Origin of the sequence: Pseudomonas sp. 102515 (assembly GCF_031085165.1) — a bacterium.
Lineage (GTDB): Bacteria > Pseudomonadota > Gammaproteobacteria > Pseudomonadales > Pseudomonadaceae > Chryseomonas.
Window position 1 is genome coordinate 174618 of record NZ_JAVHTY010000004.1, and the last position, 26067, is coordinate 200684.

The 26067-nt window shown below is 66.6% G+C and carries 27 protein-coding genes and 1 pseudogene; 15 read left to right on the top strand and 13 right to left on the bottom strand.

What is annotated here, in order from left to right:
* Window positions 1-93 precede the first annotated feature (93 nt).
* Window positions 94-786 carry a bacteriorhodopsin gene (locus RCF34_RS16435; RefSeq protein ID WP_308709120.1) on the top strand — a complete coding sequence of 231 codons (693 nt, stop codon included), beginning with the start codon at window positions 94-96 and terminating at the stop codon, window positions 784-786.
* 2 nt (window positions 787-788) lie between these two features.
* Window positions 789-1640, top strand: coding sequence for a Brp/Blh family beta-carotene 15,15'-dioxygenase (locus RCF34_RS16440; RefSeq protein WP_308709121.1), 852 nt, complete (start codon window positions 789-791; stop codon window positions 1638-1640).
* Here RCF34_RS16440 and RCF34_RS16445 read toward each other — a convergent pair.
* Together RCF34_RS16445 and proP are read right to left on the bottom strand one after the other, a co-directional pair.
* The gene (locus RCF34_RS16445; RefSeq protein ID WP_308709122.1) at window positions 1614-2093 is read right to left on the bottom strand and encodes an Lrp/AsnC family transcriptional regulator; all 480 of its coding nucleotides are present in this window, start codon (window positions 2091-2093) and stop codon (window positions 1614-1616) included. The two genes, RCF34_RS16440 and RCF34_RS16445, sit on opposite strands and share 27 nt — an antisense overlap.
* Before the next feature lie 398 nt (window positions 2094-2491).
* On the bottom strand, window positions 2492-3943 hold the full coding sequence (proP, locus tag RCF34_RS16450) for a glycine betaine/L-proline transporter ProP (RefSeq protein ID WP_308709123.1): 1452 nt from the start codon (window positions 3941-3943) through the stop codon (window positions 2492-2494).
* Window positions 3944-4225: 282 nt separating this feature from the next.
* On the opposite strand from proP, the gene RCF34_RS16455 reads away from it, so the two are divergent.
* On the top strand, window positions 4226-5200 hold the full coding sequence (locus RCF34_RS16455) for a DUF6515 family protein (protein ID WP_308709124.1): 975 nt from the start codon (window positions 4226-4228) through the stop codon (window positions 5198-5200).
* 3 nt (window positions 5201-5203) lie between these two features.
* Here the strand turns inward: RCF34_RS16455 and RCF34_RS16460 are convergent, their stop codons facing one another.
* Complete coding sequence (locus tag RCF34_RS16460; RefSeq protein WP_308709125.1) at window positions 5204-5887, bottom strand: class I SAM-dependent methyltransferase; 684 nt, start codon at window positions 5885-5887, stop codon at window positions 5204-5206.
* Between the two features lie 746 nt (window positions 5888-6633).
* Here RCF34_RS16460 and RCF34_RS16465 point away from each other — a divergent pair.
* The 6 genes from RCF34_RS16465 to RCF34_RS16490 are packed head-to-tail and all read left to right on the top strand — an operon-like array spanning window position 6634 to window position 13098.
* Window positions 6634-7140, top strand: a complete 507-nt coding sequence (locus RCF34_RS16465) for a GspH/FimT family pseudopilin (protein ID WP_308709126.1) — start codon at window positions 6634-6636, stop codon at window positions 7138-7140.
* A complete protein-coding gene (gene pilV, locus RCF34_RS16470; RefSeq protein ID WP_308709127.1) occupies window positions 7131-7736 on the top strand; it encodes a type IV pilus modification protein PilV in 606 nt (201 codons plus the stop codon). Before RCF34_RS16465 ends, pilV begins: the two co-directional genes overlap by 10 nt.
* Window positions 7733-8473, top strand: a complete 741-nt coding sequence (locus RCF34_RS16475) for a prepilin-type N-terminal cleavage/methylation domain-containing protein (protein WP_308709128.1) — start codon at window positions 7733-7735, stop codon at window positions 8471-8473. The genes pilV and RCF34_RS16475 overlap by 4 nt, the downstream gene beginning before the upstream one ends.
* Window positions 8470-9078, top strand: coding sequence for a PilX N-terminal domain-containing pilus assembly protein (locus RCF34_RS16480; protein ID WP_308709129.1), 609 nt, complete (start codon window positions 8470-8472; stop codon window positions 9076-9078). The genes RCF34_RS16475 and RCF34_RS16480 overlap by 4 nt, the downstream gene beginning before the upstream one ends.
* Window positions 9075-12638, top strand: coding sequence for a PilC/PilY family type IV pilus protein (locus RCF34_RS16485; RefSeq protein ID WP_308709130.1), 3564 nt, complete (start codon window positions 9075-9077; stop codon window positions 12636-12638). The genes RCF34_RS16480 and RCF34_RS16485 overlap by 4 nt, the downstream gene beginning before the upstream one ends.
* Window positions 12639-12645: 7 nt before the next feature.
* Window positions 12646-13098 (top strand): type IV pilin protein, encoded by a 453-nt coding sequence (locus tag RCF34_RS16490; RefSeq protein WP_308709131.1) that lies wholly within the window; start codon window positions 12646-12648, stop codon window positions 13096-13098.
* Here the strand turns inward: RCF34_RS16490 and RCF34_RS16495 are convergent.
* On the bottom strand, window positions 13095-13934 hold the full coding sequence (locus RCF34_RS16495; RefSeq protein WP_308709132.1) for a DUF6502 family protein: 840 nt from the start codon (window positions 13932-13934) through the stop codon (window positions 13095-13097). The genes RCF34_RS16490 and RCF34_RS16495 overlap by 4 nt on opposite strands.
* A gap of 121 nt (window positions 13935-14055) precedes the next feature.
* Window positions 14056-14199: a hypothetical protein gene (locus tag RCF34_RS16500; RefSeq protein ID WP_308709133.1), complete on the bottom strand. Its 144-nt coding sequence runs from the start codon at window positions 14197-14199 to the stop codon at window positions 14056-14058.
* A gap of 177 nt (window positions 14200-14376) precedes the next feature.
* On the opposite strand from RCF34_RS16500, the gene RCF34_RS16505 reads away from it, so the two are divergent.
* Window positions 14377-15480, top strand: coding sequence for a catalase family protein (locus RCF34_RS16505; protein WP_308709134.1), 1104 nt, complete (start codon window positions 14377-14379; stop codon window positions 15478-15480).
* Window positions 15481-15484: 4 nt separating this feature from the next.
* On the opposite strand, the gene RCF34_RS16510 is transcribed toward RCF34_RS16505, so the two are convergent.
* The gene (locus tag RCF34_RS16510) at window positions 15485-16117 is read right to left on the bottom strand and encodes a glutathione S-transferase family protein (RefSeq protein ID WP_308709135.1); all 633 of its coding nucleotides are present in this window, start codon (window positions 16115-16117) and stop codon (window positions 15485-15487) included.
* A gap of 127 nt (window positions 16118-16244) precedes the next feature.
* Between RCF34_RS16510 and dbpA the strand changes: the two genes are divergently transcribed.
* On the top strand, window positions 16245-17618 hold the full coding sequence (gene dbpA, locus RCF34_RS16515) for an ATP-dependent RNA helicase DbpA (RefSeq protein ID WP_273808968.1): 1374 nt from the start codon (window positions 16245-16247) through the stop codon (window positions 17616-17618).
* Window positions 17619-17698: 80 nt separating this feature from the next.
* Here dbpA and RCF34_RS16520 read toward each other — a convergent pair whose 3' ends face one another.
* The 5 genes from RCF34_RS16520 to RCF34_RS16540 form a co-directional block, all read right to left on the bottom strand.
* Window positions 17699-18571, bottom strand: coding sequence for an oxygenase MpaB family protein (locus tag RCF34_RS16520; RefSeq protein ID WP_308709136.1), 873 nt, complete (start codon window positions 18569-18571; stop codon window positions 17699-17701).
* 3 nt (window positions 18572-18574) lie between these two features.
* Entirely contained in the window at window positions 18575-19162 is a 588-nt protein-coding gene (locus tag RCF34_RS16525) for an NUDIX domain-containing protein (protein ID WP_308709137.1), read from the bottom strand.
* A 114-nt stretch (window positions 19163-19276) separates the two neighbouring features.
* Window positions 19277-19924 carry a TIGR04211 family SH3 domain-containing protein gene (locus RCF34_RS16530; RefSeq protein WP_133863252.1) on the bottom strand — a complete coding sequence of 216 codons (648 nt, stop codon included), beginning with the start codon at window positions 19922-19924 and terminating at the stop codon, window positions 19277-19279.
* A gap of 236 nt (window positions 19925-20160) precedes the next feature.
* A complete protein-coding gene (locus tag RCF34_RS16535; RefSeq protein ID WP_308709138.1) occupies window positions 20161-20373 on the bottom strand; it encodes a hypothetical protein in 213 nt (70 codons plus the stop codon).
* A gap of 22 nt (window positions 20374-20395) precedes the next feature.
* A complete protein-coding gene (locus tag RCF34_RS16540) occupies window positions 20396-21232 on the bottom strand; it encodes a CDP-diacylglycerol diphosphatase (RefSeq protein WP_308709139.1) in 837 nt (278 codons plus the stop codon).
* Here RCF34_RS16540 and RCF34_RS16545 point away from each other — a divergent pair.
* Complete coding sequence (locus tag RCF34_RS16545) at window positions 21231-21497, top strand: DksA/TraR family C4-type zinc finger protein (RefSeq protein WP_017642690.1); 267 nt, start codon at window positions 21231-21233, stop codon at window positions 21495-21497. The two genes, RCF34_RS16540 and RCF34_RS16545, sit on opposite strands and share 2 nt — an antisense overlap.
* Before the next feature lie 73 nt (window positions 21498-21570).
* Here RCF34_RS16545 and RCF34_RS16550 read toward each other — a convergent pair whose 3' ends face one another.
* Complete coding sequence (locus tag RCF34_RS16550) at window positions 21571-22284, bottom strand: glutathione S-transferase N-terminal domain-containing protein (protein WP_308709140.1); 714 nt, start codon at window positions 22282-22284, stop codon at window positions 21571-21573.
* A gap of 147 nt (window positions 22285-22431) precedes the next feature.
* Here RCF34_RS16550 and RCF34_RS16555 point away from each other — a divergent pair, with 147 nt between their 5' ends.
* Both RCF34_RS16555 and RCF34_RS16560 read left to right on the top strand, forming a co-directional pair.
* Window positions 22432-23181: an alpha/beta hydrolase gene (locus RCF34_RS16555; RefSeq protein ID WP_308709141.1), complete on the top strand. Its 750-nt coding sequence runs from the start codon at window positions 22432-22434 to the stop codon at window positions 23179-23181.
* 3 nt (window positions 23182-23184) lie between these two features.
* Window positions 23185-24231 carry a metal-dependent hydrolase gene (locus tag RCF34_RS16560; protein ID WP_308709142.1) on the top strand — a complete coding sequence of 349 codons (1047 nt, stop codon included), beginning with the start codon at window positions 23185-23187 and terminating at the stop codon, window positions 24229-24231.
* Between the two features lie 86 nt (window positions 24232-24317).
* Here RCF34_RS16560 and RCF34_RS23135 read toward each other — a convergent pair.
* A pseudogene (locus RCF34_RS23135) lies at window positions 24318-24425 on the bottom strand (hypothetical protein); the annotation flags it as partial.
* 168 nt (window positions 24426-24593) lie between these two features.
* Here RCF34_RS23135 and RCF34_RS16565 point away from each other — a divergent pair.
* Window positions 24594-26039 (top strand): PLP-dependent aminotransferase family protein, encoded by a 1446-nt coding sequence (locus tag RCF34_RS16565; RefSeq protein WP_308709143.1) that lies wholly within the window; start codon window positions 24594-24596, stop codon window positions 26037-26039.
* The last annotated feature ends 28 nt before the right edge of the window (window positions 26040-26067 follow it).

Sequence of the window (26067 nt, forward strand, 5' to 3'; positions counted from 1 at the left end):
GCTTCTCTACCCTAAGCGCAGCGATAGCCGAGAAACCCCTACTCCAGAGGGCCTGGTCCGTCGCGGCGCGCCTAATGTCCCCTGGAGAACCCCATGAGTCAGACACCCCTGTTACTCGGCTTCGTCATCATGTCGCTCGCCTCCCTGGCCATCTATGCCAAGGGTGAGCACCGCGGTCCGCTGCGCGGCCACACCCTGGTCCACGCCGCCGTGCCCTTCATCGCCGCCACGGCCTATCTGGCCATGTACCTGGGGGTCGGCAACCTGATCAAGCCGGATGGCAGCATCACCTATGTCGCCCGCTACCTGGACTGGACCTTCACCACGCCGCTGCTGCTGGCCGGGGTGGTGAGTTCGGCCTACCTGGGGGCCCGCGAGCAGGAAGGCCAAGCGGGTTTCGTGGCGGCCATCGTGACCCTGGACGTGGTGATGATCGTGACCGGCCTGGTCGCCTCGCTGGCGCCCTATGGGACGATCAAGTGGGTGTTCTTCGCCTGGTCCTGCGCGGCCTTCGCCGGGGTGCTCTATCTGCTGTGGCAGCCGCTGGCGACCCTGGCCGGGCAGCAGGCCGCCCTCGGCGCGGCCTATCGCAAGAACGTCGGCTTTCTCAGTGTGCTCTGGCTGATCTATCCGGTGGTCTTCGCCGTGGGGCCCGAGGGTGTCTGGGCGGTGAGTGATGCGGCCACGGTCTGGGTCTTCCTGATTCTCGACGTACTGGCCAAGGTGGTCTACGCCTTCACCTCCGAGCGCAATCTCAAGGCGGCCCTGGCGCGGCCGGGCGTCTGACCATGACGGCCACCGGGCGCGGCGGGCGGGTGCTGCTGCCGGCCGCCGGGCTGGCCAGCCTGGCGGGTGGGGCAGGGCAACTGGCCTTCGCGCTGCTGGTGGGCCTGGGGCTTGGGCTTTTGCATGGCGCCAGCGATCTGCGCCTGGTCGCGCCCGCGCGGCGCCTCGCCTTCCTCGGCAGCTACCTGGCCACGGCCCTGGCGTGCCTGCTCTGCTGGCAACTGGCGGGGACGCTGGCGCTGCCGCTGTTTCTGCTGCTCTCGGCCTGGCATTTCGCCCATGAAGACGAGCTGTTTCCCAATCGGCTGACCTCGCTGGCGCTGGGACTGTTCATCGTGGGTGGTCCGGCCGTGCTGCATGAGGCGGCCGTCGCCCGGCTGCTGGCGCTGGCCATGGGACCGGCTGCCTCTCTGGCCTTCGCAGACTGGCTGGCCCGCGTCCTCGCCATGGGTGGGTTGCTCGCGCTGCCAGTGCTGTTGCTGGCCGCCTGGCAGCAGCGTTGCCCCAGGTTGACGGTGACACTGCTGGCCGTGGTGCTGGCACCGCCCTTGGTGGGGTTCGCCCTGGGCTTCTATCTGCTGCACGCCGCGCCCCAGACCGGGGTGCGTCAGCGATTACTGGGCGCGCCTACCTTCGAGGCCTATCTGCGCCTGACCTGGCCGATCCTGCTGGGCGCTACGCTGTTTACTCTGGCCGGTGGCCTGGTGTTCCTGCTGCAGGAGCGTACCGGCATCCGTGCTCTGTTCGCCGTGCTGGCCGCCTTCGCCGTGCCGCACATGCTGGTGCTGCCGCGCTTTCTCGCCCCGGCTGCCGAGGCCGCACCGCGCTCAGGGCCGCAGATGGTTGAGCGGTAGCTCGGTGCTGGCCAGGATCTGGTTGAGCACGAAGCTCGAGCGCACGCTGGAGACCCCCTCGATGCGTGTCAGGGTGCCCAGCAGCAGCTGCTGGTAGTGCTCCATGTCGGGCACCACCACCTTGAGCTGATAGTCCGCATCCATGCCGGTGACTAGGCAGCACTCCAGCACCTCGGGGCACTGGGCGATGATCGCCTGGAAGTTCTCGAAACGCTCGGGGGTGTGCCTGTCCATGCCGATCAGTACGAAGGCGGTCAGCGTCAGCCCGAGCTTCTTGCGATCCAGCAGGGCGACCTGGCGGGTGATGTAGCCACTGTCTTCCAGTTGCTTGACCCGTCGCGAGCAGGGCGAGGGCGACAGGCCGATGCGTTCGGCCAATTCCTGGTTGGAGAGGCGCGCATCGCGCTGCAGTTCTGCCAAGATTTTCAGATCGAAGCGATCGAGTTTGTCCATTTTGTGTACCTTGCGCTAGCCGATTGCGCCTAATCCTAGGTTTATGGCCAGGGATTGCGCAAGAGCCAGGAAAGAAGCTGTACAACGCAAGCCGCTGCCGGCAGCAGGGGCGTAAGCTGAACTCAACTTCGATAGCCCGGTAGAGCTGTCCAACGAAGGCGCCCCAGGAGGGTCTTTCGCATCGCCAACGACGGTATCCCGTCCGCCGCGCCCGGGCCCGCCCAGGTCACCATTCCTGGTCGATCGCAGCCACCGTCACGAGCGGTGCGAGAGGACAACGAATTCAAGGGGAGGCCGCGAGGTCTCCCCTTTTCTTTTGGGTGGGATTTAAGGAGGGGCGGCCCTCTCCCAGGGGGAGAGGGGGCGTCTGGAGGAGGTTGGGTGAAGGGAGTTACCGCTTACGCCTGCCCCGGCGGCTGCTTGTCCACGGTGAGGGGCGCGTCGCTGGCGAGGAACTCCCTGGCCTCCTCTTCGCTGGCCACCGAGGGCGGCGAGCCGCGCAGGGGTTGGCCGGCGGTCTCGCGCACGGTGAGCATGGTCAGGATGCCGATCACGGCCGCGGCCATCATGTAGTAGGCCGGCACCAGGGGGTCGCCGGTCTTTTCCACCAGCCAGGCGGTGACCAGCGGGGTGGTCCCACCGAACAGCGACACCGAGATGTTGAAGGCGATGGACAAGGCGCTGTAGCGGATCGGGGTGTAGAACAGCGCCGGCAGGGTGGACGGCATGGTGCTGGTAAAGCAGGCCAGGGCCATGCCCAGCAGCATCAGGCCGAGGAAGATCAGCCAGTCGTGGCCGCTGCCGATCAGCTTGAGGCAGGGAATCGCCAGGACCAGGATCGCGAGGCAAGCGCCGATGATCATCGGCTTGCGGCCCAGACGGTCACTGAAGAAGCCGCCCAGGATGTTGAGCGGCATCATCACCACCATGACGATGAGGATCAGCAGCAGCCCCTTGGTCTCGGCGTAGCCCATGGTCACGGCCAGGTAGCTGGGCATGTAGGTCAGCAGCATGTAGTCGGTGACGTTGAACACCAGCACCAGGCCAACACACTTGAGCAGGGCGACGCGATGCAGGGTGAACAGCTCGCGCAGGCTGTGCGCCGGACCGTCCGCCGCCTTGCCTTCGTTGGCTTCGGTATGGGCCTTGAATGCCGGGGTCTCTTCCAGCTTGAGGCGCATATAGAGGCCGAGCAGGCCGAGCGGGCCGGCGATGAAGAAGGGCACGCGCCAACCCCAGTCGAGCAGCTGTTCCTGGGTCAGGGCCGCGGTGAGCGCCGTGACCGTCCCGGCGCCGGCGATGTAGCCGGCGAGGGTGCCGAACTCCAGCCAGCTACCCATGCGCCCGCGGGTCTTGTCGGTGGCGTATTCGGCGATGAAGGTCGCCGCACCCCCGTATTCACCGCCGGTGGAGAAGCCTTGGACCACACGCGCCAGCAGCAGCAGCGCAGGCGCCCAGATGCCGATGCTCTGGTAGCTGGGGATGAGGCCGATGCTGAAGGTGCCCAGGGCCATCATGATCATGGTCAGGGCCAGCACCTTCTGGCGACCGTACTTGTCGCCCAGGGGGCCGAAGACCATGCCGCCGATCGGGCGGACCAGGAAGGCCACGGTAAAGGTGGCGAAGGTGGCGATCAGCTGGGCGGCGGCATCGCCGTCGGGAAAGAAAACCTTGCCCAGGGTCACGGCCTGGTAGCCATAGACGCCGAAGTCGAACCATTCCATGGCATTGCCGAGGGCGGCGGCGCCGACGGCACGCTTGACCAGGGAATTGTCGACGATGGTGAGGTCGTCCGGTTTTACCTCATGGCGGCGCTTGAACCAGCCAACGTGATGATGGTGTTTCGACATGTGTTTTCCTCCTTGCGTGGGGCCATAGACCCGAGCGGACCGCTAGAAGTGCGATGACAGACGGGCAGAAACTTCCCCGCCGCCTTGTGGGGTCGACCCCAGGAAGCCTGCGAAGCCCGGGGTGGTTGCAGGCACGGGCGTCCGCTCCGTCCTTGCGGGCTCCGAGTTTCCCGGCTCGCCTCGGGGGCCGTTCGATGGCAGAGGGGCGCGTGGCTAACGGCCAGGCTGGGGCAGGGTCCAAGCCTTGGGGTACTCTGGGCCATCCCCTCGTGGAGCCGTGCGATGAAATCGCCTGCCGTGCTGTGTGCGCTTGTCCTTTCCGGTGTTTCCCTGTGGAGCGCCGCGCCCGCCTGGGCCGATAACAACTATCGCCTCGGCGGCGGCTATGTCACGCCCCCGGCGGGCGCCCAGCCGCCACCGGTCATGCCCCCAGGCAATGCCGGGCGCTGGCAGGGCGGTGGCCAGGGTGACTGGAATGGTGGTCCGCCCGGGCGTGGCGACGGTCCTGGGCGCGGCAATGGTCCGGCCCTGGAGCGCTGGGAGCGCAACGACCCCCCTCCACCACGGCCAGGCTATCAGCCGGCCTGGCAGGATCGACCCGTCCCCTTGCCGCGTCCCGGCTATATGATGCCGGCGCCCGACCAGCCGGGTCGGAACTACCCGCCGCCACCGCGTCCGGAGCGGGATCCCCACTGGGGCGGTCCGCGCCCTGGCTGGGGCGCCAATCCCCAGTGGCGACCGGGTTTCGAGGTGCCGGGCGTGCCGGCCGGCTTCACCCGCGTCTGGTACCGGGACAGCCAGTATTACTATGCCGACGGCTACTGGTATCGACCCCAGGGGCCGCGCTATGTGGTGACCCTGCCGCCGACCGGGGTGCGGGTCAGCGTCCTGCCGGCCTTCGCCGAGACCCTGTGGATGGGCGGCACCACCTACTACTTCGCCGCGGGCAGCTACTACCGCACCGATCCGGGCGGCGGCTTCGTCACCGTCGCCGATCCCAGCGTAGCGGCCGTGCCGACCACGACGGCAGCGCCTGCAGGAACGGGTTACGACGCCTATGACGTCACCGCCTATCCCTTGCAGGGGCAGTCGCCGCAGCGCTACGCCACGGATCGCTACGACTGTCGGCGCTACGCCGCCGGAGAGTCGGGCTTCGATCCCGAACGACCCGGTGCGGTCGGCGATCCCTCCCTCACCCAGCGCTTCCGCCAGGCGCTGGCGGCCTGTCTGGCGGGGCGTGGCTATCGGGTGGAGTAGCCATCAGTCGTTGGTCAGCTGCACCAGGGTGAACAGCCCGAAGGGCGGCACGCTGCTGCGACGGGCGCGGCGCAGGTCTTCGCGGGAGAGGATGGAGTCCATGGCGAAGTCCGGGTGCCAGCCGAGCTTGCGCGAGGCCGGCGCCAGGGCCTTTTCCGCCAGCAGGCGCAGGCCGCTCTCGGCCTGGAAGTGATTGACCAGCAGGAGGTGCCCCCCCGGCTTCACCACCCGGCGCATCTCCTGCATCAGCTTGCGCGGGTTGGGCACCACGGAGGCCACGAACATGGCCACGGCGATATCGAAGGAGCCGGTGGGCAGACCGGTTTCCTCGGCGTTGGCCTCGAGCAGCGCTTCCACCGTGGTGATCTCGTCGCGCGCGACCCGTTCCCGGGCCTTGGCCAGCATGTCGGGCGAAAGGTCGATCCCGGTGACGCGCTTGTCGGCGCCATAGTGGGGCAGGGCCAATCCCGTCCCTACCCCTACCTCCAGCACCCGGGTACCCGCCAGGGCGTTGACCGCCGCCACCGCGCGCTTGCGGCCAGGGGCCGAGACACCGCCGAACACCCGATCATAGACATTGGCCCAGCGCCGGTAGGCGGAAATGATGGCGGCATTGTCCAGCGCGGAGTGCGGTGCGGCGCTGTCGGCGGTATTCAGCGAATAATCGATTTTCTTCGAGTCGTGCATAGCGGCCTTGTCATTGTCGGTAGATGAAAGCAGCGGCGTTACGAAGTGAATTCAGCGCGGCGTCCGAGGGCGGAAAGTGCGATCTGTGGGTGGATACAGGCGCTTCGCTATTTCGTCGTGCGGATTGAACGTGGCTTTTTCGCTTTTGTGTCCAGGGGCTGCAAGCCAGGCGTGACGGCTGCTACAGATAGGATCATTACCGTTTTAGAACAATCGCACGGTGTTTGGCTAGTTATGTCTGGTGTTATCTCGCCTGGATGAGAAGTTGGTGGTTCTAATTGTTTTTGATTGTTCGTTCTTTCAATTTAAATATCATTTTATTATTTGTTCGTTCAATTAATGGGTTTTGATCAGACATACAGCGGCGCTCTTCCTGGCACAGCGCCGGGCAGGAGAGAACACACACAACGCCGGGAGCGGCGGGAGGCAGGCAGGGTAGGGAAGGCAATGGTCAGCAGCCGCTGGGGCCTTTTCATCCAAGAGTCTGACCTTTGCCAGGGCGTCAGCCGATCAAGACCCCCAATTTCAGAGCATGCGGGCTATGAGCAGGTGCTTGGATGGCAAATTGATAGCTAGCGTTATTTACGTTTTGCAAAGGAATCCGCCATGCGGTAATTACCCGTTTCACTCATCTTCGTGCCGTCCAGTCATCCCGCCAGGATGGCCGAATATCCCGCTATTGCTGATTTTCAGCCTGCTTGAGTGCAGCATCCTCACCATTCCGTCACTCACAAGGCAGACCTGGCATGCAGAAGGCTGCGGGCTTCACTCTTACCGAATTGCTCATAGTCATGGCGCTGGTGGCGATCCTGGTCTCTATCGCAACACCCGGATTCGGCGCCCTGACGAGATCCAATCGCGTCCTCGTCGCCACGAATGAGCTGACTAATCTGCTCACCTATGCCCGGAGCGAGGCCTTGACCCGAGGCCTCAACGTCAGCGTCGAGGCTCCCGGGATCAATAACTGGTCCGGGGCGCTCAAGGTCACCACTGCAAGCAGCACCGTGACCGGCGCCGTGGAAACCCTGAGGACCTTCGAAGGCACCGGGCTGGCGCCCAGCGGCCTCAACAGCACGGGGACCGCCACGCGCCTGACCTTCCGGCCCAACGGCACCCTGGCGAGCGCCTTCACCGTCCGGCTCTGCGCCAGCAACGACAGGAGCACCCCGGGCAAGGTCCTTACCGTCAGCCAGGGTGGCCATACCGAAGTGGCCGATTTCACACCGACGTCAGCGAGCAGCGGATGCAGTTGAGCCGCGAGTCTTCCCAGGCGGGCTTCAGCCTGATCGAGGTGCTGGTGAGCCTGGTGATCATCTGTATCGGCGTGCTGGGACTGGTGGCACTGCAGTCGCGCAGCCTGGTGCTATCCCAGGACGCCATCCAGCGCAACAACGCCATCATGCTGGCCGGGGACCTGCTGGAGCTGATGCGCAGCAACGCCGGGGCCGCGCTGGACGACAAGGGCCGCTTCTTCGCTGATAGTCCCTATGCCAAGCCGGTCGGTGAAGATTTCACCACCCAGGCCCTGGAGGCGGCCGATGGCTCCTGTGCCACCCTCGATCGCGGCCAGGGCGGGGAGACCATCGCCGGCAAGGATCTCGCCTGCTGGCTGCAACAGGTCCGGACACTGCTGCCGGTCAGCAATGCCATCCTCAAAGCCAATTTCGCGGTATGCCCAACGCGCCAGCCGCCCCAGGTGGGCAGCGCCGCGCCCTATGCAGACCCTGATGCCTGCGTGTCGCCCACGGCCTCCATGGTGATGATCGTCATCGCCTGGCAGGACAATACCGGCAACGGCGCCGGCTGCAGTGGGGGGCTGTGCTTCTATACCCTGAGGGGTGCGCTATGAGGGCGCAGCGTGGCCTGTCCATCATCGAGCTGATGGTGGCCCTGACCCTGAGCAGCTTTCTCATCCTGGCGGTGACCCAGCTGTACCTGAACAACAAGCGACACGCGCTGTTCCAGGAAGGCCAGGTCAGCAACGAGGAAAACGGCCGGACCGCCCTGCTGTTGCTCGACCAGCAACTGGCGCGTGCGGGCTTCCGAGCCAATCCGGCCCTGCAGACGACCCTGGAGGCCGCCTTTGCCGCGCGTCCCGCTGCCAACGGCTGTCCGGCGATGAGCAGCGGCCAGGCCATCGCCCTGACCGACGACAAGACCGGGCTGTGCCTGCGCTACCAGGGCGAGACGAAGGGGAGGGACAGCGACTGCCTGGGTAATCTGATCGCCGAAAATACCAACGGTAATGGCACCGAGGTGCTGACCCGTATCAGCTATGTCGCCGACCCCAATGGCGTCCTCGGCCGTGGCACCCTGCAATGCAGCGCCCAGGGCCAGCCGGCCCAGGTCATCGTCGCCGGCCTGGCGGATTTCGTCTGGTTCACGCAGCCCAAGAAAGAGCAGTCGAGCCAGGCCGTGCGCTATGCCGCGCTGTTTTCCAGTCGCGCCGTACCCACGGAGGGCATGGCCAATGCCATGGCCGCCAACTGGAAGCCCCTGACCGGTCGCGAACTGCCCGCGGGCGCCAGCACCCAGGTGCTGCAGATCGTCCAGGGCAGCGTCACCTTGCGGAATCTGATGCCATGAAGTCCCGTTCACCCCGGAACCAGGGGGGCGCGGTGCTGCTGATCGCCCTGGTCATGCTCCTGCTGCTCACCCTGCTGGCCGTCACCAGCATGCGCGAGACCACCCTGCAGAACCGGGTGGGTGGCAATGTCTCCGAACAGAAACGCGCCTACAACGCCGCCGAATCGGCGCTGCGGGAGGCCGAACGGCGGCTCAGCACCCTGCGGGGCACCCAGGCCTTCGGCAATGCCAGCGGTGGCTTCGACTCCTGCACGACCAGTGCGACTGCCCTGGCGCCCACCGTCGAGAATCTGTGCATCCTCAGCGACAGCAAGGATCTGGACACCCAGGCCAAGGTGCAGACGTGGGCCCAGACCGCCCTGCAGACCCTGAGCGATGCACCTGCGGAGAATTCCGTGGGTTACCGCGGCTTCGATGGTCAATCCCGCTATCGCCTGGCGCCGCGCTGGGTGGTGACCTTCATCGCGGGAAGTGCCAGTCCAAACCCCAGCGAAGCCCTCAGTGGCAAGGGCTCCTACTACTACCGGGTGACCGCCGTCGCGCGCAGCGGTGGCGCGCGCTTCCCGGTCATCCTGCAAAGCATCGTCAAGCTGGAGGTGCAATGAAGCTTTCGTCCTGTCTGGCGCCATTGGCTGCGCTTCTTGCCGCAAGCTGCGCCAGCGCGAGCAACCTGAATATCAGTCAGCAACCGCTGTTCCTCAGCACCGGTGTCGATCCCAACATCATTGTCACGCTGGACAACTCCAACAGCATGAAGTGGGGCTTCATCCCCGATTGGCTGGGGTACAGCGCCAATGGCCTGCGCACCACGCGGCGGGTCAAGTCGGCGGCCTTCAATGCGCTCTACTACAATCCGGCGGTGAGCTATGCCGTGCCGAAGAAGGTCACCTTCAGCAACGGTGCCCTGACGGTGGCGGACTATCCGGTCAGCAGCGGCACCGGCTTCGATTTCACCCGGGTATACGTGAATGGCTTCCGGCCAGCCGCCGGTACGGTGGACCTGAGCCGGGACTATCGCGTGGCCTGGGAATACGACACCGCTCGCGGTCAGGATACGAACTACAACGCTGGGACCAACTATGGCGGTGCTACCGGCACCATCTACTACCTGGCCGAAAATCCCAGAGCGGATTTCTATGCCTGGCGGAACGATAGGACCGAAGCAGGGGTTCCAGCCTATTACTACGCATTCAACAAGGAAAACCCGAACTGCCAGACTTCGAATGACGACTGCTACACCCTGGTGAGTCCCACTTCCGCGGCCGATCGGCAGAACTTCGCCGTCTGGTATGCCTTCTATCGCAATCGCGCGCTGAGCATGCAGTCGTCGGCCAATCTGGCCTTTTCGCAGTTTTCCAGCTCGGTGAGGCTGACCTGGCAGGACCTGAGCAACTGCACCACCCTGAACTCCGGCACCGACTGTGAAGGAATCAGCTATCGCGGCAGCAATCAGCTGCGCAGCTTCGACGGCCAGGCGCGGGCCAATTTCTTCCGGTGGTTGGGCGATCTCAACTTCAATACCGGCACGCCGCTGCGCAGTGCCCTGGATCGCGCTGGGCGTTTCCTGCAGAGCGGTGGCAAGGACGGCCCCTACGCCAAGGATCCCGGGGTGACCCAGAGTCCGGAATACGCCTGCCGACCGAGTTATCAGATCATGATGACCGATGGTAAGTGGAATTCGGACAACATCGGCGCTGGCAACGTGGATGGCAGTGGCCAGACCTTGCCAGACGGCATGAAATACTCACCGCGGGCGCCCTTTACCGACAGCGCGAGCAATACCCTGGCCGACCTGGCGTTCAAATATTGGGCGACCGATGCCCAGCCGGGGATCTCGGACAAGCTCTTGCCCTATGTTCGCGATCCCAGCAGCAACACCGACATCCAGTACTGGAATCCCAAGAACGATCCGGCGACCTGGCAGCACCTGGTCACCTATACCGTCGGTTTCGGTCTGAGTTCGTCGCTGACCAGTCCGGCCTGGGGCGGCAGCACCTTCGCCGGCGGCTACAGCCCGACCATGAGCTGGCCCGCCGCCAGCAGCGACAGCGACAACAACGTCTATGACCTCTGGCACGCGGCGATCAACTCTCGCGGCGACTTCTTCAGCGCCGACGATGCCAATGGCCTGGTCGACTCGCTGAATCAGGTGGTCAATCGCATTGCCCAGACCCAGTCGACCAGCGCCGGCCAGGCCTCGTCGCCGCTGGACAGCACCCAGAGCTCCAACTACAGCTATGTGCCCAGCTTCTCCAGCAGCGACTGGAGTGGCGACCTCAGCAAGTACCTGCGCACCGCGACCCGCACCTCTCGGGTCTGGAGTGCCCAGGGTCGCCTGGATGCGAGCTATGGCACGGGCGGCTTTGCCACGCGCAAGGTGTACATGAGCGTAGGTGGCGTGCGTCAGCCGTTTATCTGGAGCAACCTGAGCGACGACCAGAAGGCGACGCTGAATCGCAATGCCAGCGGTACCCGCGATAGCTATGGCGAGGCGCGGCTCAACTATCTGCGTGGCGATCGCAGCAAGGAAAGCCAGACGGCCATGCCGGCCCTGCGCATCCGTAACCATCTGCTTGGCGATATCATCGATTCCAGGCCGGCGCTGGTCACCACCCCCAGCAGCCCCGCGGCCAGGATGAACGCGCTCGGCGCCGCCGGCAGCTACAGTGCCTTCCAGCAACAGTGGGCCAAGCGGGCCACGCGGATCTACGTTGGTGCCAACGACGGCATGCTGCACGCCTTCGACGACAACGGCGACGAGGCCTTCGCCTTCGTTCCCAGTGCGGTCATCCCCACTCTCTACAAGCTCACCGATCCAAGCTATACCAGCAGTACTCACCAGTTCTCGGTGGATGGCACGCCGGTGACGCAGGACGTCTACTTCGACAATGCCTGGCATACCGTATTGATCGGCACCCTGAGAGGCGGTGGCCGGGCGGTGTTCGCCCTGGACATCACCGATCCCAGTGATCCCAAGGTACTCTGGGAGCGCAGTGCCAGCGATCCGGATTTCAGCGAGTTGGGCCTGACCTACAGCAAACCCGTGTTCGCCCGGTTGCATACCGGCGATTGGGCAGTGCTGCTGGCCAATGGCTACAACGGCGCCAATGACAAGGCGGTGCTCTATGTCTTGGACGTCAAGACCGGCAAGCGCGTCGCCGCGCTCACGCCGGAGCCCAACGACGGCGTGACCACCCCCAACGGCCTGGCCACGCCGACTCCGCTGGATGTCGATGGCGATCTCATCACCGACTACGTCTATGCCGGCGACCTGCACGGCAATCTCTGGCGTTTCGACCTGATCGGCAGCAGCCTAAAGGCCACTGCTGGCGTCAGTGACTTCCGGGTCGGCTTTGGCGGGGCGCCGCTCTATCGGGCGCGCGCCTCTCGCTATAGCGGCGGCGGTGCCGATCAGCCCCAGGCCATCATGGCGGAACCCCGACTGCTCCGGCATCCTTCGGGGATCGGTGTTCTGCTGGTGTTCGGCACCGGTAAATACCTGGAAACCAGTGATGCCACGGCCGTTTCCGGTAAGGCCATGAGTCTCTATGGCATCTGGGACCGGCAGACGGCAGGTACCCTGGTGACCAGTACACCTAGGCTGACCGTCGCGAATCTCCAGCAACAGACGCTGGGTGGAGATACGGCGATCACCTATGCCAGCGCGACCAATGCCTCGGTCAACACTACCGCCAATACGGTGAGCACCAATGCCGTGGATTGGTACGACGAGAACACGGGCACTGGCAAATACGGTTGGTATCTGAATCTGCCATCAACGGGTGAAATGATCATCACCCATCCTGACTACCAGGCAGATACGCTCTTGGCGGCATCCCTGGTGCCCAATGACGATCCTTGCGATTCGGGCGCTGTCACCTATCTTTATGCCTTGGATCCCTATACCGGCGGCGGAACCGATCATCTGCAACTGGGCACGACGATCAACTATTCCCGTCTGAAATTGGCCGGCCTGTTTCCCGGACTTTCCGCCTTTTCTTACAGCGATGGTCTCATCACCGTTGGCGGAACCACCATCACGACGGAAAATGGCGGGAGCGACTCAGCGACTACCAATCAGGGGCAGAACGAAGGGGTCAAACTCCGGCCTGCCTCGGTTCGTCAGACCTGGCGCACCTTCTCCAACCAGAATCCCGACCCCTGAGGTAACGATGCGAGCACGAGGCTTCACCCTGATCGAGCTGATGGTCGTCGTGGCGATCGTCGGCATCCTGGCGGCCATCGCCTATCCGAGTTATCAGAACTACGTACTGCGCTCCAATCGCAGCGAGGGGCAGGCCCTGCTCAACGAAGCGGCGGCGCGGATGGAGCGTTTCTATGCACAGAACAATACCTATCCGACCAGCGTGGCCAATCTGAACATCGTCAACAACAGGACGCCAGCGGGCAGCCAGACGGTGATCTCGACCAGCGGCTACTACCAGTTGAGCATCGCCACCTATGCCGCCAACAGTGCGGACTACACCAGCAACGGTCCCTATCTGCTGACCGCTACCCGCAGTGGTACCCAGACTCGCGACACGGTGTGTGGCGATCTCACCCTCAACGCCCAGGGCGTGAAAGGGGTCAAGGGTTCCGGCAGCGCCACCGACTGCTGGCGCTAATCCTCCCGCCCCTGCACTAGGCCGGCATCCCTGTCCTGTTCCACGCGATAGCCGCCGAAGCCCAGGGTCACCCGCTGGGTGGCTTCGGCCTTGCCGGCGTCGCGGGCTTCGTGTTCGACCACCAGGCGATTGAGGCGGTTGAGCAGCTGCATGGATTCGTCGTAGGCGGTGCGATAGAGACTCAGGGTCGAGTCCTGGGTCAGGTTGTGGCCGTAGACCACGTGAAAGGTGAAGTCCGGCGCGGCGCGGTCCTGCAGGTAGAGGCGCTCGAAGCCGGCCAGCAGGTCGCCGGTGAAATGGGCCAGCAGCCGCCCTGCGCCTTCCTGGCTCTCGGTGCCGCGCAGCAGCGAGCGGGGAGTGAGCACCACCCGGTCTTCCTCGTCGAGGCGGGCGTAACCCTTGCGCAGCCATTCATCCAGCACGGTGCGGGCGCGGACATCGCTGCCGACGCTGGCGACCAGGGCGTCGAAGCTCTGTTCGCCGCCGCGGCGCTGGGTGCGGGGCAGGGGACGCAGATTGCCCTCGGCATCGAGCAGGTCCAGCCGTGAGGTCCAGGCGCTGAGCACCTGCCATTCCAGGCTGGGTGTGCAGGGCGTGCGTTCCGGGCTGGCCTCGCGCAGGGCGCGGACCTCGCGACGGGGCAGGCCGGTCAGCACCGAGATGCGACTGTCGGAATTGGGCTTGTCGCGCAGCGGCTCGAAATCCTGGGCGACCTCGAAGTAGGTCTGGCGCAGCAGGCGATCGAAGGTCTGGTAGGTGACGCCGGAGGCGATGGCGATACGCACCAGCCGGCCGATCAGGCTACGCAGAAGCAAGGGAACCTTGGTGGAAAGCATGGGGGACTCGATGCGGCAGACGCCCGCCCATCTTCGCGGGGCCTCGGGCCCCCGTCAAACCAGCCGGTCACAAAGTGTCGCGGACGCCGCTCAGGCTGTCGTCCGCGGGGCAGGGCGTTACCTAGCCAGGGGTGCCCGATTCGGTCTCGCCGGCCACGTCCGGGTCGTCCGGAAACTCTTCCGGCTCCATGTCCGCATAGGGCAGCTCTTCGGGCGGCGGGGTATTGCTGGGATTGTCGTAGGTCTTCTGCTCAGCGTCGCTCATGGCGGGCTCCTGGGTGGGTGGTAGAGATATCGAACCCCTCTGGGCGGGGCCGTTCCCGAGCGCCTGTCGAGAGCGACCTTGTGTCGGCCGAGTGGCCAGTGGCCGAACGTCGTTAGCGCGATAGCGGTCCATTGGGTGACCGTCTCGCCCGCTTGACGGCGCCCGAGGAGTCCCGTGATGACCACGCCCAACGCTGTCCACCCGCTGCCGTTCCAGCCCACCTTCGAACAGGTGCCGGATGACGAAGCCGAAACCGTTCGCGAGATGGTCGCGGCCATGAGAGACATCACCGAGACCACCTATGCCAATGGTGGCCATGCCATTCGCAGCGTGCACGCCAAGAGTCATGGCCTGCTCACCGGCCAGGTGACGGTGCTGGATGGTCTGCCGCCGGCTTATGCCCAGGGCGCCTTCGCCACGCCGGGCAGTTATGCCGCGGTGCTGAGATTCTCGACCAATCCCGGCGACATCCTGGCCGACAGCGTCTCCACCCCTCGTGGCCTGGCGCTCAAGCTGATCGATGTGACGGGCGAGCGCCTGCCCGGCAGCGAAGGTCAGGTGACCCAGGATTTCGTCATGCAGAACGCCCCGGCCTTTACCGCGCCGGATCCCAAGACCTTTCTCAAGACGTTGAAGCTACTGGCCAAGACCACCGACCGTGGCGAGGGCCTGAAGAAGGTGGCCTCGGCGGTGCTGCGCGGCACCGAGAAGGTGGTGGAAGCCTTCGGCGGCGAGAGTCCGACGCTCAAGAGTCTCGGCGGCCATCCGGAAACCCATCCGCTCGGCGAAACCTTCTACACCATGGTGCCCTTTCTCTACGGCCCTTATTTCGCCAAGCTCAGCGTCGCGCCGGTGGCCCCCGAGCTGACCGCCCTGACCGACGCCCCGGTGGAGGTCAATGGCAAGCCCGACGGCCTGCGCGAGGCGGTCAATGCCCATTTCGCCCAACATGGCGGTGTCTGGGAGATCCGCGTGCAGCTGGGTGTGGACATCGAGCAGACGCCCATCGAAGACGCCTCGGTGGTCTGGCCGGAAGACCTGACCCCCTATGTCACGGTGGCGCGCCTGGAGGTCCGGCCGCAACCGGCCTGGAACGCGACACGCTCGCGCGAGGTGGACGACGGCATGGTGTTCAGCCCCTGGCATGGCCTGGCCGCGCACCGCCCGCTGGGCGGCATCATGAGGTCGCGGCAACCGGCCTACGAGATGTCTTCGCACTTTCGCAGCGAGCGCAACGGCTGCCCGTTGCACCATCCGCGCGGACCGGTGGAGCTGTCGTAAAGGATCAGTTGAGCGTGGCGAGTTCGGCGTCGTCGAGTTCACGGGCGCGTACCGCAGCCGGACGGCTTACCAGCCCGGCCACGTAGCGCTCGAAGTGCGGACGCTTCTCGAGGGTGCCGAAGGCCATGCCCCAGGCGAGATGGGAACCCACATAGACGTCGGCGGCGGTGAAGCGGTCGTCCACCAGGTATTCACCGGGGGCCAGGGCGGCGTCGAGGGTATCGAGCACCTCGGTGAGACTGCCATAGCCCACCGCGCTGCGCTGCCGTGGATCCTCGGGCAGGACCACGCCCAGGGCCTGGTTGGTAGCGGCGGCCTCCAGCGGACCGGCGGCAAAGAACAGCCAGCGGTAGTAGGCACCGCGCGCCGGATGGCTCAGCGGAGGCGCGAGCCCCGCGGCGGGAAAGGCGTCGGCGAGATAGGCGCAGATGGCCGCGGTCTCGGTCACCACGGCGGCGCCATGGCGCAGCGCCGGCACCTTGCCCATGGGGTTGATGGCGCGATAGGCCGGGGATTTCATCGCCGGCCCGTAGTCGACCCGTTGTACTTCATAGGGCTGTCCGAGCTCCTCCAGCAGCCAGCGCACGATGCGTCCGCGCGACATGGGATGGGTATAGAGCACGGGCCGGTCGAACATGGTGGAGCTTCCTTGAGTTGTCGTACCGCTTAGCATAGGTAGGCCCTCCTCCAGCGTCCATTCGCAGGAGAGCCGGTACCCTTCTGCTAGACTGGTAAACCTTTACCAGCCGTTTCACAGGACTCCCGTGCCCTCATCCTTCGCTTCCCTGCCGCTGGCCGAGGCCATGCAGGCCAATCTGGCCGAGCTCGGCTATCTGAGCATGACGCCCATCCAGGCGGCCAGCCTGCCCATCATCCTCAAGGGCCAGGATCTCATCGCCCAGGCCAAGACCGGTTCGGGCAAGACGGCAGCCTTTGGCATCGGTTTGCTGACGGGACTCAATCCGCGCTATTTCGGCTGCCAGGCCCTGGTCCTCTGTCCGACCCGCGAACTGGCGGATCAGGTGGCCCGCGAACTGCGTCGCCTGGCACGCACCACGCCCAATCTGAAGATCCTGACCCTCTGCGGCGGCATGCCGCTGGGGCCGCAGATCGCCTCCCTGGAGCATGGCGCCCAGGTCATCGTCGGTACGCCGGGCCGGGTGCAGGAGCACTTGCGCAAGGGCACCCTGGTGCTGGACGGACTCAATGTCGCGGTGCTCGACGAAGCCGATCGCATGCTCGACATGGGCTTCATCGAGGCCATCGCCGACATCCTCAGCCAGACGCCGGCACGGCGGCAGACGCTGCTGTTCTCGGCGACCTATCCGGAAGGCATCGAACGCCTGGCCCAGGACTATCTGCGCGCACCGCTGCGCATCAGCGTCGAGAGTCAGCACAGCGAGACCCAGATCCGTCAGCGCTTCTACGAGATCGCCGCCCAGGATCGCCTGGCCGCTGTGGTGCGCCTGCTCCGGCACCATCGCCCGGCCAGCGCCGTGGCCTTCTGCCAGACCCGCCAGCAATGCCAGGAAGTGGTCGAGGCGCTGCATGCCCAGCGCATCTCCGCGGCCGCCCTGCATGGCGATCTGGAACAGCGCGAGCGCGACCAGGTGCTGGCGATGTTCGCCAACCGCAGTCTCTGCGTGCTGGTGGCCACCGACGTGGCGGCCCGCGGCATCGACGTGGCCGGCCTGGAGGCCGTGATCAACGTGGAGCTGTCCCGCGATCCGGCGGTGCACGTGCACCGCATCGGCCGCAGCGGTCGCGCGGGTGAGCAAGGCCTGGCACTGTCGCTGGTGGCGCCGGCCGAGGCCAGTCGCGCCCAGGCCATCGAGGTGCAGCAGGGTTCGCCGCTGGACTGGCAGCCCCTCGGCGCCCTACGCGACACCCCGGAGCCGCTGGTGCCAACCATGCACACCCTGGCCCTGGCGGCCGGCAAGAAGGACAAGCTGCGCCCCGGCGACATCCTCGGCGCCCTGACCGGCGACGCCGGCCTGCCCGGTGCCAAGATCGGCAAGATCACCCTGTTCGACAACCAGGCCTTCGTCGCCGTGGAAAGAGACATCGCCCGCCAGGCGCTGCAGCGGTTGAGCGAGGGCAAGATCAAGGGCCGGTCGATCAAGGTCAGGATGCTGTAGGCGGGGCGGACACTCTCTGTCGCCACCTCGAGCTCCTGCCGTTGGGCTTCGACGGTGGAGCCGTCGCAACCCAACCTATCTCAGCTCTCGATCACCATCCGCCGTCTGGCGCGATGGGAAGAGCCGTTGCGCACCGCCCAGCGCAGTACCGGGGCGGTGGCGCCGATACCGGTGCGAATCAGCTGCCGTTGCAGCGGACCCTGGTGGAAACCCAGCTCCGCGCTGGCCCAGGCGGGTAGCAGGTCGATGCCGGCCTGCATCATCAGCGCCCCGAAGGGCTTGGCCAGGGCGCTGGGCGCGGGTGCCTGCAGCAGCACCCGGCAGACCTCGCGACTGCGGTCATCGCAAATCAGCTGGGCGCGGATCGCCTGGTAGTAGGCGGCGATCTCCGCCCGTGAGCGGGGCACGTCCGTCGCGCCCAGGCGCTCGGCGACCAGGGCGATCTCGGCGTAGTAGCGATCCTGTTCCGCGCCCGGCAGCTGGGGATCGAAATAGCGCAGGTAGGCCGCGAGGAAGTGACTGACCTCGGCCACATGGACCCAGGTCAGCAGCGCCGGGTCTTCGGCGCTGTAGGGACGGCCATCGGCGGCCTGGCCCCGGATATGCCGGTGGATGGCCTTGACCCGGGCGATCAGTCGCTCGGCGTCGCCGCGGCTGCCAAAGGTGGTGGCGGCGATGAACTGGCCGGTACGCCGCAGGCGGCCGAGCATGTCTTCGCGAAACTTCGAATGGTCCCAGACCCCGGCCAGGGCCAGCGGGTGCAGGGTCTGCATGAGCAGGGCGGCGATGCCGCCGATCAGCATGCAGGTGAAGTCGCTGTGCACCCGCCAGGGGACGCTGCCAGGCCCGAACAGCCCGGGGTCGCCCGGCGGCTGCTCGTAGTCGACCTCGCCCAGGGCCAGCCCGGTGAGGCTCGTCACCTGCCGCTCGATATGCTTGCGGATCAACTCCATGGGTTAGCGCGGCAGCAGGTAGAGGGCGGCGTACTGCAGCAGCATGATGGTCTTGCCGTCCAGCAGCCGTCCATCGCGGGCCATGGCCAGCGCCTCGTCGAAGGGCAGTTCCAGCAGCTCGATGTCCTCGCCTTCCTCGGGCAGTCCGCCGCCGTCGGCGATGCGCTGATCGGCCCGGTACTCACCGGCGAAGAAATGCAGCAACTCGGTCACCGAGCCGGGACTCATGAAGGCGTCGAACAGGTGCTGGACGTTGTCCAGGCGGTAACCGGTCTCTTCCTCGACCTCGGCCTTGATGCGCGCTTCGGGAGCGGCCGCGTCGAGCAGGCCGGCAGGAGTCTCCACCAGCAGACCGTCGTCCAGGCCGTTGCCCAGGGTCGGCAGGCGGAACTGACGGATCAGCAGCACGGTGCGCCGCTCGCGGTCGTACAGCAGGATGGTGGCGCCGTTGCCGCGGTCGTAGGTCTCCCGGGTCTGGCGTTGCCAGCTGCCGTCGCGGCGCAGGTAGTCGAAGGTGGTCTTCTTCAGCAGGCCCCAGTCGGCGGAAAGGGTCTCGACCTGCTGGATGCGAATGCGGGAGGTGTCAGGCATGGGGGCTCGTCTGGGCAGGAGGCGTCGGACCACGGTAGCAGAAGCGCTGCCTTTTTAAGGCACGCGCCGCGACCCCGGGTTCCACCCCGCCGTGAGGACGGCCGGCCCCGACGTTCAGAACCAGCGGTCGTTCTTCTTGCGACCCCGCGTCATAGACGGCAGGATCAGGCCGGCCAGCAGGCCGGCGCCGGCGATGCTGCCGCCATAGACCATGTACTGCATCAGCGCCTGCTTGTTCTCGTTGCCGAGCTTGGCCTGGGTGCTGCGCAATTCGGACTGGGCCTGGGTGAGCTGGGCGTCGAGGTCCTTGCGGCGGCTCTCCAGTTCGTCGATCTGCTTCTTGCGCGAATCCAGGGTCTCCTGCATGCCCTGGACGCGATTCTTCCAGCTGTCGTCGATGGTCTTGAGCTGGCCGCTCAACTCGGCCACCTGCTGTTCCAGCTGCGGCAGGCGTTCGGCCTGGCCGGGCTTGGCCTGCAGGTCGGCATTGGGAATCCAGACGGTGCTGCCGCCTTCGCCGCGCACCTGGCTGTAGTCGCCCTGGGTGCTGATCAGCTCGACCTTCTGCCCGGACTTGAGGGTGCCGACGATGCGATAGCCATCGGTGGGTCCACTGCGGACATAGGTGGTCAGGCTGTCGCTGACCCAGCGGGCAGTGCCTTCCTGGGCGACGGCGGTGCCGGCCAGGGAAGCGAGGGAGGCGGCCAGGCAGAGGCCGAGATGCGGTAGGCGGGACAGCAGGCGAGATGGGGACATGGGCATGATCGGGTCTGTATGCATGAGCTGAAAAGATGAAGGCCGTGGTGAACAGGCCGGATTATTGTGGGGCAGTACCCTAGCAAGCTGCCGCGCTCTATCCGCCAACCCGTAGCGCCCGCTGTTCGAGACGGTGAAGCAGTTCAAGCTTTGGCGGCGGAAAGCGACGGCCAGTGTCATCTTGCCGCCATGTGGCGGCAGAAGAAAGTTGCAAGGTCAGTCAGGATCTTGCGGGCCGCGCTTCAGAGGCGGTGCAACAGATCCAGACTCAGGGCCGCGAGCGCGCCCAGGCCGGCGCAGCCGAAGGCCAGCGCCTTGCCCCACCAGCGTTTCCAGGCGATCGCCCCGGCCACCATGCCTACTCCGCAGAGCAAGAGGCCGGACTTGAGATAGAAGTCGGACCAGACGAGCAGCTGATCGATGAAGTCGAAGAGGTCTTGGAATTCCTGCGGCATGGGGCCTCCTGGCGCGCTGGCGCTATTGAGTCGCCGGGGCCCCGGTCGTTCCCTGGCAGTCCGCCGCCAGCAGCCGCTCCGCCGAACCCTGGTCGCCCGGCTGGCTGCCTGCGCGGCCGGCCAGCAGCAGGAACTGGCGGCTGGCGTCCCGGCTCGGCAGCGCCACCACCGCCAGTGACAGGCGTGGGTCCGGCAGCGGGTAGGGCGGCTGGCTGGCCAGGGCCTGGAAGAAATCCGCGGCCAGCAGCTGGGCTTCGCTCAGCCGCCGCGCCTGATAACCACTGCCCGCCAGCGCCCTTGGCAGCGCGCGCCAGTGTTCGTCCAGCTCGGGCACCTGCGTCCCGAGTTGCTCGCGCACCTCGGGCCGCAGGCAGGCCAGGTGCACATGCAGCTGATCCTGGCTGCGCCCGCTGGGGGCGTTGAGGGCCAGGGCGATCCGCTCGTCCGCCACCGGCGCCTGGCCCCAGGCGCTCAGGTACCAGCGCTGGCGCCAGGCCAGGCCGAACCAGTTGGGTTGGCCGGGCCGCCACAGGGCCGGACTTTCCAGCCCGCGCAGGGGCCGCAGCGGTACCAGGATGAAATGCTGTCGCTCACCCGGCGCGCGCAGCACGGCGAAGCCGGGATCCGGCACCACCTGGCGACAGGGGGTCGCCAGACCGGTGAGCCGGGCATTGGGCACGCACAGCCCGGCCGTGACCTGGCGCAGCAGGTCGCGGTTGGCACAGCCCGTCAGCGCCACGCCCAGCATCAGCAGCCACAGCAGGCGCCGCCACGACGAGCGGACGCCGGTCGGATGCGAACAACTGCGCGCGCGGCGCTTCCAATGGCTATCAGAGAAACGCAGTGGGAGATCAGCCATGGCCAATGGTTGGGCCGGAGACGGCGCGGTTCAGGAACAGATCGACAGCACGGTGGACGATGCGGTGCAGCGCGCCCGCAGCCGTCTGCATCGGGGCGCGAGCCTTACCCATTGTGAGGAGTGCGGCGACGCCATTCCCGAGGCGCGCCGCCAGGCGGTCCCAGGTGTGCATTTGTGCATCCGCTGCCAGTCCGAGCAGGACGCCGAGGACCAGCGCGCCGGCGGCTACAACCGGCGGGCGAGCAAGGACAGTCAGTTGCGCTAGGACCGGGGCGGCCTGCGAGCACCTGAAGGCCGGACGTTTCGCCAGCGCCCTCTGAGGCAGCCGCTGCTCGGCGTCAGCCGGCATCGGGCGCTGCCGGGATCTGCAGGCCGCGTTGCACCGCCGGGCGGACGAGGAAGGCGTCGAGGGCGCGACGGACCTCGGGGAAGTCCTGGAAGCCGATCAGGTCGGCCACCTGGTAGACCTCCAGCAGGGCGCGGATCCAGGGGAAGGTGGCGATGTCGACGAGGCTGTAGTCCTCGCCCAGGATCCAGGCGCGGCCCCTGAGCTGACCCTCCAGCACGCCGAGCAGGCGCCGGGTCTCGGTCGCGTAGCGGTCGCGGGGGCGCTTGTCTTCGATGTCCTTGCCGGCGAATTTGGTGAAGAAGCCGAGCTGGCCGAACATCGGGCCGATGCCGCCCATCTGGAACATCAGCCACTGGATGGCCTGGTAACGCCGCGCCGGATCCTCGGGCAGCAATTGCCCGGTCTTTTCCGCGAGGTAGAGCAGGATGGCGCCGGATTCGAACAGCCCCAGGGGTTCGCCACCGGGGCCGTCGGGGTCGAGGAGGGCGGGGATCTTGTTGTTGGGGCTCAGGGAGAGGAATTCCGCGGTGTGCTGGTCGTCCTGGCCGAAGTCGATGCGATGCACCTCGTAGGGCAGGCCGAGTTCTTCCAGCAGGATAGCGACCTTGACGCCATTGGGCGTGGGCAGCGAATAGAGTTGCAGGCGCTCGGGATGCCGGGCGGGCCAGCGGTGGGTGATGGGAAAGCGCGACAGATCGGCCATGCTGGACTCCTGGAAAAGGGGGCGACCCTGGGTGAGACCGGCCACCGCGGCCCGGGTTGCCAGGCCTGCAGCGAAGCGGAACTTAGCGCGATGCCTACCCCTCCATCTGAGACGTACCCGCCTTCAGCCCCGCACCGAGGACCTCCCATGCTTCCCCACAGCCAGCAGGGCAGCGGTTCGCCCACCTTCGTGCTCATGCACTTTCTCGGTGGCTCCCACCGCACCTGGTTTCCCACCGTACCCTACCTGGATGGCGCACATCGCTGCGTGGCGCTCAATACGCCGGGCTTCGGCGATGCCGCCGAGGTCGAGGGCTACAGCGTGGCCGAGATGGCCGACCAGGTGGATGCCAGCATCCGCGCCCTGGGCCTGGAGCGTTGCATCCTGGTCGGCCATTCGATGACCGGCAAGGTGGCCGTGGTGCTGGCGGCGCGGCGGCCAGAATATCTGGTCGGTCTGATCCTGGTGGCGCCTTCGCCGCCCGGACCGCAGCCCATGAGCGAGGCGGATCGCGCTGCCCAGCGCGCCTATGGCAAGAGCCGGGCGGAGGCCGAGGCCTTCGTCGACGAGTCCAGCGCGCATCGCCTGCCCGATGCCATCCGCGAGGTGGTGATCGCCGATGCCCAGCGGCTGAATCTGGCGGCCTGGCGTGCTTGGGTCGATCACGGCAGTCGCGAGGACTGGAGCGATCGGATCGACACCCTGGACTATCCGGTGCTGCTGGTCTGCGGCGCCGACGACCAGCAGGTGCCGGGTCCGGATGAACAGCGCCGGACCACCCTGGCGGCCTTTCCCAACAGCCGGCTGGAGGTCATTCCCGGCGCCGGCCACCTGATGCCGCTGCAGACGCCCCAGGCCCTGGCGCGGCTGATGCTCGACTTCGCCCGGGAGCTCTGACCGGTGGATTCGCTGACCCAGGCCGTGCTCGGCGCCACCGTCCAGACCGCACTGCTGGGTCGCTGGCAGGGTCGGCGCGCCATCCTCTATGGCGCCGCCCTGGCCACCCTGCCGGATCTCGATGTGATCATCGATTACGGCGATGCGGTCAAGGAAATGACCTACCACCGTGGCTTCAGCCATTCGCTGTTCGTGCTGACCGGCTTGGCCCTGCTGCTGGCCTGGATCTGCGGTCGCTGGCGCGATCCCGGTTACAGCCAGGGACGCCTGTTCCTGACACTCTGGCTGGTGCTCGTCACCCATCCGGTGCTGGATGCCTTCACCACCTATGGCACCCAGTTGTTCTGGCCGCTGCCGAGCACACCGGTGGCCTGGTCCAGCGTCTTCATCATCGATCCGCTCTATACCCTGCCGTTGCTGGTGGCGGTACTCGCTGGCCTGGCGGTTGGCCCCCGGGGCAGAACCCCTCGGCTGGCCGTCGCGGCGTTGCTACTGTCCACGACCTACCTGGGCTGGACCCTGGTGGCCAAATATTCCGCCGAGCGTCAGGTACGCCAGGTGCTGGCGGCCCAGGGGCAGGCGGATGCCCGCCTGTTCAGCGCGCCGCTGCCCTTCACCAGCCTGCTCTGGCGGGTCATGGTGGATGACGGCCCCGAGCGCTACCGGGAGACCTGGGTGGGGTTGTTCGACGACCGTCCGCCAGCCTTGATCCCGCTGCCGCGCGGAGGCGAACTGGCGCCGATCCTCGCCGACTCGTCGGCCGAGCAGCGGCTGCGCTGGTTCACCGACGACTGGCTGCGCTACGACCGCCTGGGCGACGACCTGGTGGTGACCGATCTGCGCCTGGGCGCCACCGGCTACCACAGTTTCCGCTTCGCCCTGGCTCAGCGGGAGGCCAGCGGTTGGCGACTGGTGGCCGAACCCTCGCTGTGGCCGCGCGAGCGCGGCGGTCGCGAACAGCTGGCAGTGGTCTGGCGCAGACTCTGGCATCCGGAATCGCCGGCACCGGTGGCGGACTGGGCGGCGCGGCTGTCGCGCCTGCCGGACTGACGCCAGGCCTCCAGCAGCAGCCGCCACCAGGGGCGCCGGGCCTCGCGCAGGGCGGTATGGCGATCCAGGCCGATATCGGCCAGTTCCCGGTCGGTAAGCTCCGGCAGGCTGCGGCGGGTGGTCAGCTGGCGCTGGAACAGCAGCCAGCAGCCGCTGGCGCGGGTCTGGTCGTGAAGGCTAGGGTCTCTGGGCATGGCGTCTCTCCTGGGCTGTCTCCATGCTCCGCCGCCGCTACGGTCTGGGGCAGATCCAGGCCGGTGGGTTGTCCGCCATACAGCCGCCTTACAGCGCTCGGCTGTATGGTGCACGGCGTGGCCATCTGTATGGCGCGCGTGTCCTGTCTACGCCGCTATAGTCCGGGCATGAATCGCTATCAGCTGTTGGCCGACGCCCTCGGCCGCCGTATCGAACAGGGTCTCTATCGACCGGGCGAACGCCTGCCGTCGGTGCGCGCCCTGGCCCAGGAGCACGGGGTCAGTCTGGCCACGGTGCAGCAGGCCTATCGGCTGCTGGAGGACCGTGGCCTGGTGGAGCCACGGCCCAAGTCCGGCTATTTCGTCCGCCTGGAGAGACGCGTCATCGCGTTGCCACGGGTGACCCGCCCGGCGCGCTGGCCGGTGGAGGTCTCTGGCTGGGAACCGGTACGGGAGCTGATGACCTCCACCCCGGATTCGGTACGGGTGCAACTCGGCCGCGGCCTGCCGGATACCGAGGCGCCGACCCTGGCCCCCCTGCTGGCCGGCATGGCGCGGCTGGCGCGGCGGCCGGGCAATGCCGGGCTGTCCTACGACAGCATCCAGGGCGTGGCGGCCTTGCGCGAACAGGTGGCGCGGCTGCAGCTGGATGCCGGCTGCGTGCTCACCGCCGATGACATCGTCATCACCAGCGGGGCCCACGAGGCCCTGGCCACGGCCTTGCGCGCCACCTGCCAGGAAGGCGACATCGTCGCGGTGGACTCGCCGACCTTTCACGGGGTGATGCAGACCCTCAAGGGCCAGGGCCTCAAGGCACTGGAAATCCCCACCGATCCGCGCACCGGCATCAGCCTGCCGGCGCTGGAACTGGCGCTGGAGCAATGGCCGGTGCGCGCCATCCAGCTCACCCCCAGTTGCAACAATCCCCTGGGCTACTGCATGCCCGAGGCCAACAAGCGCCAGCTGGTGGCCCTGGCGCGCAAGCACGACCTGGCGGTGATCGAAGACGACGTCTATGGCGATCTGCTCTATGGCTATCCACGCGCGCGGGCGCTCAAGGCCTTCGACGAAGACGACCGGGTGGTGCTCTGCAGTTCCTTTTCCAAGACCCTGGCGCCCGGTCTCCGGGTTGGCTGGGTGGCACCCGGGCGTTACGCCGAGCGCATCCTGCACCTCAAGTACATAGGCACCGGCTGCACCGCACCCCAGCCGCAACTGGCCATCGCCGAATTCATCGCCGCCGGCCATTACACCGTGCACGTCCGGCGCATGCGCGCCCAGTACCAGCGCAATCGCGACCTGATGAGTGCCTGGGTGCAGCGCTACTTTCCCGCCGGCACCCGGGTCAGCCAACCCCAGGGCAGTTTCCTGCTGTGGGTGGAGTTGCCCGAGGCCTGCGACAGCCATCGACTCAATCGCGAACTCCTCGCCCAGAGCGTGCAGATCGCCTGCGGCAGCATCTTTTCCGCCTCGGGCAAGTATCGCAACTGCCTGCGCCTGAACTATGCCCAGGCCCAGCGCCCGGGGATCGAGGAGGGCGTGCGGCGCGTGGGCGAGGCCGCGTGCCGGTTGCTGGGCGAGGCGCTCACGCTGTCGGAGTCGGCACTGGCCTAGCCGACCCAGGCGTACAGGGTGAAGTCCT

Excerpts from the sequence above, each read along its gene's own strand:
- RCF34_RS16530 (WP_133863252.1), bottom strand. The coding sequence starts at position 19,924 with ATGCCCATGTCCCCATCTCGCCTGCTGTCCCGCCTACCGCATCTCGGC.
- RCF34_RS16505 (WP_308709134.1), top strand. The coding sequence starts at position 14,377 with ATGACCACGCCCAACGCTGTCCACCCGCTGCCGTTCCAGCCCACCTTC.
- RCF34_RS16500 (WP_308709133.1), bottom strand. The coding sequence starts at position 14,199 with ATGAGCGACGCTGAGCAGAAGACCTACGACAATCCCAGCAATACCCCG.
- RCF34_RS16490 (WP_308709131.1), top strand. The coding sequence starts at position 12,646 with ATGCGAGCACGAGGCTTCACCCTGATCGAGCTGATGGTCGTCGTGGCG.
- RCF34_RS16455 (WP_308709124.1), top strand. The coding sequence starts at position 4,226 with ATGAAATCGCCTGCCGTGCTGTGTGCGCTTGTCCTTTCCGGTGTTTCC.
- RCF34_RS16475 (WP_308709128.1), top strand. The coding sequence starts at position 7,733 with ATGAGGGCGCAGCGTGGCCTGTCCATCATCGAGCTGATGGTGGCCCTG.
- RCF34_RS16495 (WP_308709132.1), bottom strand. The coding sequence starts at position 13,934 with ATGCTTTCCACCAAGGTTCCCTTGCTTCTGCGTAGCCTGATCGGCCGG.
- RCF34_RS16480 (WP_308709129.1), top strand. The coding sequence starts at position 8,470 with ATGAAGTCCCGTTCACCCCGGAACCAGGGGGGCGCGGTGCTGCTGATC.
- RCF34_RS16435 (WP_308709120.1), top strand. The coding sequence starts at position 94 with ATGAGTCAGACACCCCTGTTACTCGGCTTCGTCATCATGTCGCTCGCC.
- RCF34_RS16545 (WP_017642690.1), top strand. The coding sequence starts at position 21,231 with ATGGCCAATGGTTGGGCCGGAGACGGCGCGGTTCAGGAACAGATCGAC.
- RCF34_RS16460 (WP_308709125.1), bottom strand. The coding sequence starts at position 5,887 with ATGCACGACTCGAAGAAAATCGATTATTCGCTGAATACCGCCGACAGC.
- RCF34_RS16535 (WP_308709138.1), bottom strand. The coding sequence starts at position 20,373 with ATGCCGCAGGAATTCCAAGACCTCTTCGACTTCATCGATCAGCTGCTC.
- RCF34_RS16555 (WP_308709141.1), top strand. The coding sequence starts at position 22,432 with ATGCTTCCCCACAGCCAGCAGGGCAGCGGTTCGCCCACCTTCGTGCTC.
- RCF34_RS16540 (WP_308709139.1), bottom strand. The coding sequence starts at position 21,232 with ATGGCTGATCTCCCACTGCGTTTCTCTGATAGCCATTGGAAGCGCCGC.
- RCF34_RS16465 (WP_308709126.1), top strand. The coding sequence starts at position 6,634 with ATGCAGAAGGCTGCGGGCTTCACTCTTACCGAATTGCTCATAGTCATG.
- pilV (WP_308709127.1), top strand. The coding sequence starts at position 7,131 with ATGCAGTTGAGCCGCGAGTCTTCCCAGGCGGGCTTCAGCCTGATCGAG.
- RCF34_RS16565 (WP_308709143.1), top strand. The coding sequence starts at position 24,594 with ATGAATCGCTATCAGCTGTTGGCCGACGCCCTCGGCCGCCGTATCGAA.
- proP (WP_308709123.1), bottom strand. The coding sequence starts at position 3,943 with ATGTCGAAACACCATCATCACGTTGGCTGGTTCAAGCGCCGCCATGAG.
- RCF34_RS16440 (WP_308709121.1), top strand. The coding sequence starts at position 789 with ATGACGGCCACCGGGCGCGGCGGGCGGGTGCTGCTGCCGGCCGCCGGG.
- RCF34_RS16550 (WP_308709140.1), bottom strand. The coding sequence starts at position 22,284 with ATGGCCGATCTGTCGCGCTTTCCCATCACCCACCGCTGGCCCGCCCGG.
- RCF34_RS16525 (WP_308709137.1), bottom strand. The coding sequence starts at position 19,162 with ATGCCTGACACCTCCCGCATTCGCATCCAGCAGGTCGAGACCCTTTCC.
- RCF34_RS16520 (WP_308709136.1), bottom strand. The coding sequence starts at position 18,571 with ATGGAGTTGATCCGCAAGCATATCGAGCGGCAGGTGACGAGCCTCACC.
- RCF34_RS16510 (WP_308709135.1), bottom strand. The coding sequence starts at position 16,117 with ATGTTCGACCGGCCCGTGCTCTATACCCATCCCATGTCGCGCGGACGC.
- RCF34_RS16485 (WP_308709130.1), top strand. The coding sequence starts at position 9,075 with ATGAAGCTTTCGTCCTGTCTGGCGCCATTGGCTGCGCTTCTTGCCGCA.
- RCF34_RS16445 (WP_308709122.1), bottom strand. The coding sequence starts at position 2,093 with ATGGACAAACTCGATCGCTTCGATCTGAAAATCTTGGCAGAACTGCAG.